Annotated in this window: 5 protein-coding genes; all 5 read right to left on the bottom strand. The window is 37.7% G+C overall.

Going from position 1 to position 6,132, the window contains the following annotated elements:
* Nucleotides 1-336: 336 nt before the first annotated feature.
* Nucleotides 337-1,269, bottom strand: a complete 933-nt coding sequence (locus E0E02_RS08780) for an ATP-binding cassette domain-containing protein (RefSeq protein WP_074565179.1) — start codon at nucleotides 1,267-1,269, stop codon at nucleotides 337-339.
* On the bottom strand, nucleotides 1,269-2,315 hold the full coding sequence (locus E0E02_RS08775; protein WP_074565181.1) for an ABC transporter ATP-binding protein: 1,047 nt from the start codon (nucleotides 2,313-2,315) through the stop codon (nucleotides 1,269-1,271). Before E0E02_RS08775 ends, E0E02_RS08780 begins: the two co-directional genes overlap by 1 nt.
* 11 nt (nucleotides 2,316-2,326) lie before the next feature.
* The gene (locus tag E0E02_RS08770; RefSeq protein WP_133018397.1) at nucleotides 2,327-3,358 is read right to left on the bottom strand and encodes an ABC transporter permease; all 1,032 of its coding nucleotides are present in this window, start codon (nucleotides 3,356-3,358) and stop codon (nucleotides 2,327-2,329) included.
* 11 nt (nucleotides 3,359-3,369) lie between these two features.
* Entirely contained in the window at nucleotides 3,370-4,284 is a 915-nt protein-coding gene (locus tag E0E02_RS08765) for an ABC transporter permease (protein WP_133018396.1), read from the bottom strand.
* Nucleotides 4,285-4,395: 111 nt separating this feature from the next.
* Nucleotides 4,396-6,051, bottom strand: a complete 1,656-nt coding sequence (locus tag E0E02_RS08760) for a peptide ABC transporter substrate-binding protein (RefSeq protein WP_074561358.1) — start codon at nucleotides 6,049-6,051, stop codon at nucleotides 4,396-4,398.
* Nucleotides 6,052-6,132 lie beyond the last annotated feature (81 nt).

Here is a 6,132-nt window from a genome sequence, read left to right as displayed (position 1 = left end):
CTTTGTCTCATCAGAGACAACTTCTATATTCTATCAAATTTGAAACGCTTTGTCAACATCTTTTTTCAAGAAATTTTCAAGTTCTTTTCAAATTTGTTGCCGTCGCCCTCTCGAACAACAGCTATATCAGTATACTAAATTTACTACAGCGTGTCAACGCTTTTATGAAACTTTTTTCAGTTTTTTTCAACTTGCCATCAGATCCCTCTAAAATCGGTTATCGCAGCAGCAAATTGACTACGTGTCTATTCTAATACTTATTCTCTTCAAAAGCAATTAAAATGACTTTTATTTGCTTTTAAACAAAAAAAAGAGGGTACTATGCCCCCTTTTTGATTATGATAATGCTTTTTTATATTCTTCAGCTTCAGCTTCTGTAGAAAGTACAAAGTGACCTGGTGTAATTTCACGCATTTCACGTTCTTGACCATCAAGTTCTGCACTTGGGTCATAAACTTGGTGCACACGTTCACGTTCAGATTCTGGATCTGGTTCTGGAATTGCAGACAACAAGCTCTTAGTGTATGGGTGGATTGGGTTATTGTAAACATCTTCAGATGTTCCAATTTCAAGCATTTTACCCCAGTGCATTACACCAATACGATCTGAAATGTATTTGACCATTGACAAATCGTGAGCGATGAAGAGATAAGTCAAGCCTTTTTCGCGTTGAAGTTTTTGCATCAAGTTAACTACTTGTGCTTGAATAGATACGTCAAGCGCAGAAATTGGTTCATCAGCAATGATGAATTTTGGTTGTACAGCAAGAGCACGTGCAATACCGATACGTTGACGTTGACCACCAGAGAATTCGTGTGGGTAACGAGTCATGTGATCTTTGTTCAAACCTACTAGAGAAAGTAATTCTTGAACTTTTTCATCACGCTCTTCTTTACTATTAACGAGTTTGTGAATATCAAGACCTTCGGCAACGATGTCACGGATTTTCATACGTCCATTAAGACTTGCTTGTGGGTCTTGGAAAATCATTTGCACATTTTTACGGAATTCATGTAGTTCTTTACCTTTAAGATTAGAAACTGTTTCTCCATTAAAGTCGATTTCACCATCACTAATATCGTAAAGTTTTAAGATAGCACGTCCAACAGTTGTTTTACCAGAACCTGATTCACCAACTAAACCAAAGACTTCACCTTCATAGATATCGAAGCTGACGTTGTTGATGGCTTTTACTTCATTCTTTTTTCCTTCGTTGAAAGTCAAAGAGACATTTTTAAGTTCAACAAGCTTTTTTCTATTTTCAGTCATTAAGCTTTTCTCCCTTCAAGTTCTTTCCATTTTGCCCAACGTTTTTGAATTGGTAATGGTGGTGTTACTTTAGGTGCACGCTCATCCAGCAACCAAGTTGCAGCAAAGTGAGTATCACTAACTTTAAACATTGGTGGTTCTTCTTCGTAATCGATATCCAAAGCGAATTCGTTACGCGGTGCAAAAGCATCACCTTTTGGTGGGTTAAGAAGATCTGGTGGTGTACCTGGGATTGATTGTAAGCTACCAGCTTCTGTGTCAGTTGTTGGCATTGAGTTCAACAAGCCCCAAGTATATGGGTGTTGCGGATTGTAGAAGACTTCGTCAACTGTTCCATATTCAATAACTTTACCAGCATACATAACTGCAACACGGTCAGCCATACCAGCAACGACACCAAGGTCATGGGTGATAAAAATGATTGATGAACCACGTTCTTTTTGAATTTTTTTCATCAAGTTAAGAATTTGAGCTTGAATAGTAACATCCAAGGCAGTTGTTGGTTCGTCAGCAATTAATACATCTGGGTTAGCAGCAAGTGCGATTGCAATAACAGCACGTTGACGCATACCACCAGACCATTGGTGTGGGTAATCGTTGATATGTTCTTCCGCATTTGGAATACCAACATTTTTCATTAAATCTAGCGCACGATTCCAAGCTTCTTGTTTTGAAACTTTTTCGTGGATCATGATTGGTTCAGCAATTTGTTGACCAATTTTCATTGTTGGATCAAGACTTGTCATTGGATCTTGGAAGATCATTGCGATTTCATTTCCACGAACTTTGATCCATTCGTCTTCTTTTAATTCAGTAAGTTTTTTACCTTTAAAGTCAATGTCACCTGTAATAGTAGCATTTGAAGCAGATAGCCCCATTAATGTTTTAGTTGTTACAGATTTACCTGATCCAGATTCACCTACGATAGCAAGTGTTTCGCCTTTCTTCAAGTCAAAGTTGACGTCGCGAATGGCTTTAATTTCTCCAGCGTAGGTTTGGAAATCTACATGGAGGTTTTTAACTTGTAAAATTGTTTCTTCACTCATATTTTTTCCTCCTAACGATCACCAGATTTTGGATCAAATGCATCACGAAGACCGTCACCTAACAAGATGAAAGCAAGTGAGATTAATACCAAAGCAAGGGCTGGTAGAGTTACTTGATAAGGGTAGTATTGTAAGTATTCTTGAGCATCAGTAATCAATGAACCAAGTGATGCTGTTGGTGGTTTTACCCCAAGGTTAATAGCTGAAAGCACAGCTTCATACATGATGGCACTTGGAACTGTCATCATGATTTGAACAATAATAATCCCTGAAATATTTGGAAGGATGTGTTTAAACGCGATTTTAGGAGCACTTTCACCTAATGAACGAGCAGCAAGAACAAACTCTTGTTCACGGTAAGAAAGTGTTAAGTTACGTACTTGACGAGCCATTGATGTCCATCCAACGATAGCAATTGAAATAATGATTGATGTAACACCATTACCAAGCAAAAGACCAAGCATTGTAACGATAACCAAGTTAGGAATTGATGAAATAACTTCGATAATACGTTGCATAACCATGTCGACACGTCCGCCAACATAACCTGAAATCAAACCATAAGTTACCCCAATCAAAAGGTCAATCAATGTTGCAACGATAGCAATAAGAAGTGAGATACGCACACCTACGATGATACGTTTAGCAACACTACGACCTAGGTTATCAGTACCAAGGATAAATTTTTTACCTTCTGGAACACCTTGGTCTGCATAAGCATCGTTAGCTTCAGTATTACCAGAATAAGTAATTTTACCGTTCCAGAATGGAAGGTTGTCACTAAGTTTTGGTGGAAGGTTACGGTAAGTTGTAACTTCTTTTGTATTGAAAGCATTAGCGTCATCACGTGGTACCAAAACTACTGAAATCATTGAGAATACAAGTAAAATTCCCAAGAACCACATTGAAATAACAGCTAATTTATTTTTCTTCAAACGGCGCCATGCATCTTGCATAAAAGAAAGAGCAGGCTTTTCAATTTTTTCTTGTGAGCTGGCTGAACCAACACCAACAAGTTTAAATTCTCTTGTTTTATCTGCCATGAATAGTCTCCTTATTGCAAGCGTACACGTGGATCAACAATACTTGTTGCAATATCTGTTACCAAGATAGCAACCATCAACATCATTGCATAAACGATTGTTGTTCCCATAATTACTGGATAGTCTTTAGCTGGGATTGATGTTACAAATTGTTGACCAATTCCTGGAATTGAGAAAATTTGTTCAATCAAAGCTGAACCTGTTAGCAAGTTTGCTGCCATAGGACCAACCAAAGTCAAAACTGGAATCATTGAGTTACGGTACGCGTGTTTACGTGTCACTTGACGTTTATTCAAACCTTTAGCAGTTGCTAATTGAATGTAATCAGAACTCAATGTTTCAATCATTTGTCCACGGAAGAAACGTGTTACTTGAGCAAAGACTGGGATTGCTAAGGCAATAGATGGCATGATTGTTTGTTCAAATGAACCCCATCCTGCAAGTGGGAACAAGCTCCATTTGAAACCAAGAGTAACCAATAAGAAAAGACCGATAATGAATGATGGTACTGAAATACCAAGTGTAGAAATAACACTAAGTACACCATCAATCCAGTTATTTTTATTACGTGCTGATGCAGCACCAACCGCAAGACCAGTAAGAAGACCAACGATTAGGGCTTGAACACCAAGTTGAATTGAAACACCCAAGCGTTGTGAAATCAAACGACCGACTGGTTGGTTGATTGATTGGTAACTTGTACCAAAATCACCATGGAGAATATTCCAAAGGTAAGTAAGGTATTGTTGCCAAACTGGTTTATCCAACCCATATTGTTTGTTCATTAAAGCAATCATCTCATCAGTTAATTTTGGGTTATTGTAAGGTGTCCCAGGCATAACTTGCATGAGGAAAAACGACAGGGTAACAACTACCCAGAGTGTTACAAGAAGAATAGCAACACGTTTAAGAATGTATTTTACCATAATATTTCCTTCTCTTATTTGCTTTTGTTGGCAGGGGAAAAGTTTTACCTGTCAACAAAAGCAAGAATTGGTCGCAACCAATTCTTGCCCATTATTCATACTTATTAAAGATTATTTGTCTTTATAGGCATATGTAAAGTCAACTTGCAAACCAGTTGAGTTACGAACAAGACCTTTGATTGATGGATTTTGAAGTGCTTTTGTGTTACGGAAGTAAAGTGGGTTGTAGTGTGCATTGTCGTAAAGTGCTTTTTCAGCAGCTTTATAATCATCTGCAGCAGCTACTGGATCCAAAGCATCTGTAGTCAATGCTTTTTGGTAGGCTGCATCATATGTAGCATCGCTAAACTTACCGTAGTTGTAAGCTGAATCTGATGTAAACAATCCATAGAATGTAGATCCTTCTGGATAGTCACCACCCCAAAGTGATAGAACAACATCAAAGTTTTGTGTTTTAGAATCTTGCAATCGTTGTTTGAATGTTACGAATTTTTCTTCTACTTTTAATCCTGGAAGAACATCTTCCCATGTTTGTTTGATGTAGTCCACTGACGCTTTGGCAACTGGTGTATCAGAATCAGCTGTAATTGTCAATTTAACTGATTTTTCACCGATTTCAGCAAGACCTTCTTTGAAAAGTTTTGCTGCTTGTTTTGCATCATAAGTGTAATCTTGTGATACGTATTTAGATAAATCAGTACCATCTTCTAAGGTTTCAAGTCCTGTTGGAACAAGAGCCGTTGCTGCTTTTGAACCAGTATCGATAGCTGCTTTAACAACACCTTCACGATTTGTTGCAAGGTTAAGTGCTTGACGAATCTTAGTATTAGCTAAAGCTTTAACAGAACCTGTTTCGTTGTAAACGAGGTATGCAGATGTTGCTTCTGGAGCATCCACAACATCTTTGTTGCTTTTATTTGCTTTATAAATTGCTTCTGTACCAGAGATGTTTGCTGTATCAAGCTCACCATCTTTGTACATTTGCACGGCAGTATCAGGTTTTTTAACAGCTTGGACGTTAACTTTCTTCAATTTAACATTTTTAGCGTCCCAATAGTATTTGTTTTTCACAAGTGTGAATGAACCATTAGAACCATTCCAATTTTTAACTGTATATGGACCTGAATAAAGTGCTTTTTCAGAAGTTGTAGCGTAGTCACTTCCTGCTTTTTCCACAAAAGCTTTGTTTTGAGGAACGAAGTTAGCAAATGTCAAAAGACTCATAAATTGTGGAGATGGACTAGATAATGTAAAGATTACTTTATTACCATCTGCTTTAACTCCCAATTCATCAACGCTCTTAGTACCATTGATAACTTCTGCAGCATTTAAAACATGCGCATCTGATGCAAGGTAAGCATACTCTGAAGCAGTCGCTGGATCAACAATACGTTGCCATGTATAAACAAAGTCATCTGCCGTTAAATCACTACCGTCAGACCATTTAAGACCATCACGCAATGTGGCAGTGTATGTTAAACCATCTTCAGATACTTCTACTTTCTCAGCCAAGTCAGGTTTTAATTCACCGTCTTCGTTACGACGAAGTAAGTTACTACCTGAGTTACCGATAGCAATTGAAGAATAAGTATCTGTAACTTTCGAAATGTCCAAAGTGCTAATTTCAGTCGGAGTGTACCAATTGATCTCATCAGTTTTTGAAGAAGTTGATGAGCTTTTACCTCCACAAGCTGCCAAAACAGCTGTTGAGACTAAGGCTACAGCCCCAAGACCGACGCGTTTCCATGTTTTACCGTTTAGTGACATGTGACGCCCTCCTAGTTGTTCTCTCTAAATTATATTATTTGACAAATAAAATTATATCATAAAGTTTCCTTAAAGAAAATA

The organism is Streptococcus sp. KCJ4932, assembly GCF_004352745.1.
Lineage (GTDB): Bacteria > Bacillota > Bacilli > Lactobacillales > Streptococcaceae > Streptococcus > Streptococcus ruminicola.
The sequence above is the reverse complement of the archived record's forward strand: the minus strand, read 5'-3'. Positions and strand labels throughout refer to the sequence as shown.

Bases quoted from the DNA above. Each gene is read 5' to 3' on its own strand.
- E0E02_RS08780 (WP_074565179.1), bottom strand. From the start codon at position 1,269: ATGACTGAAAATAGAAAAAAGCTTGTTGAACTTAAAAATGTCTCTTTG.
- E0E02_RS08775 (WP_074565181.1), bottom strand. From the start codon at position 2,315: ATGAGTGAAGAAACAATTTTACAAGTTAAAAACCTCCATGTAGATTTC.
- E0E02_RS08770 (WP_133018397.1), bottom strand. From the start codon at position 3,358: ATGGCAGATAAAACAAGAGAATTTAAACTTGTTGGTGTTGGTTCAGCC.
- E0E02_RS08765 (WP_133018396.1), bottom strand. From the start codon at position 4,284: ATGGTAAAATACATTCTTAAACGTGTTGCTATTCTTCTTGTAACACTC.
- E0E02_RS08760 (WP_074561358.1), bottom strand. From the start codon at position 6,051: ATGTCACTAAACGGTAAAACATGGAAACGCGTCGGTCTTGGGGCTGTA.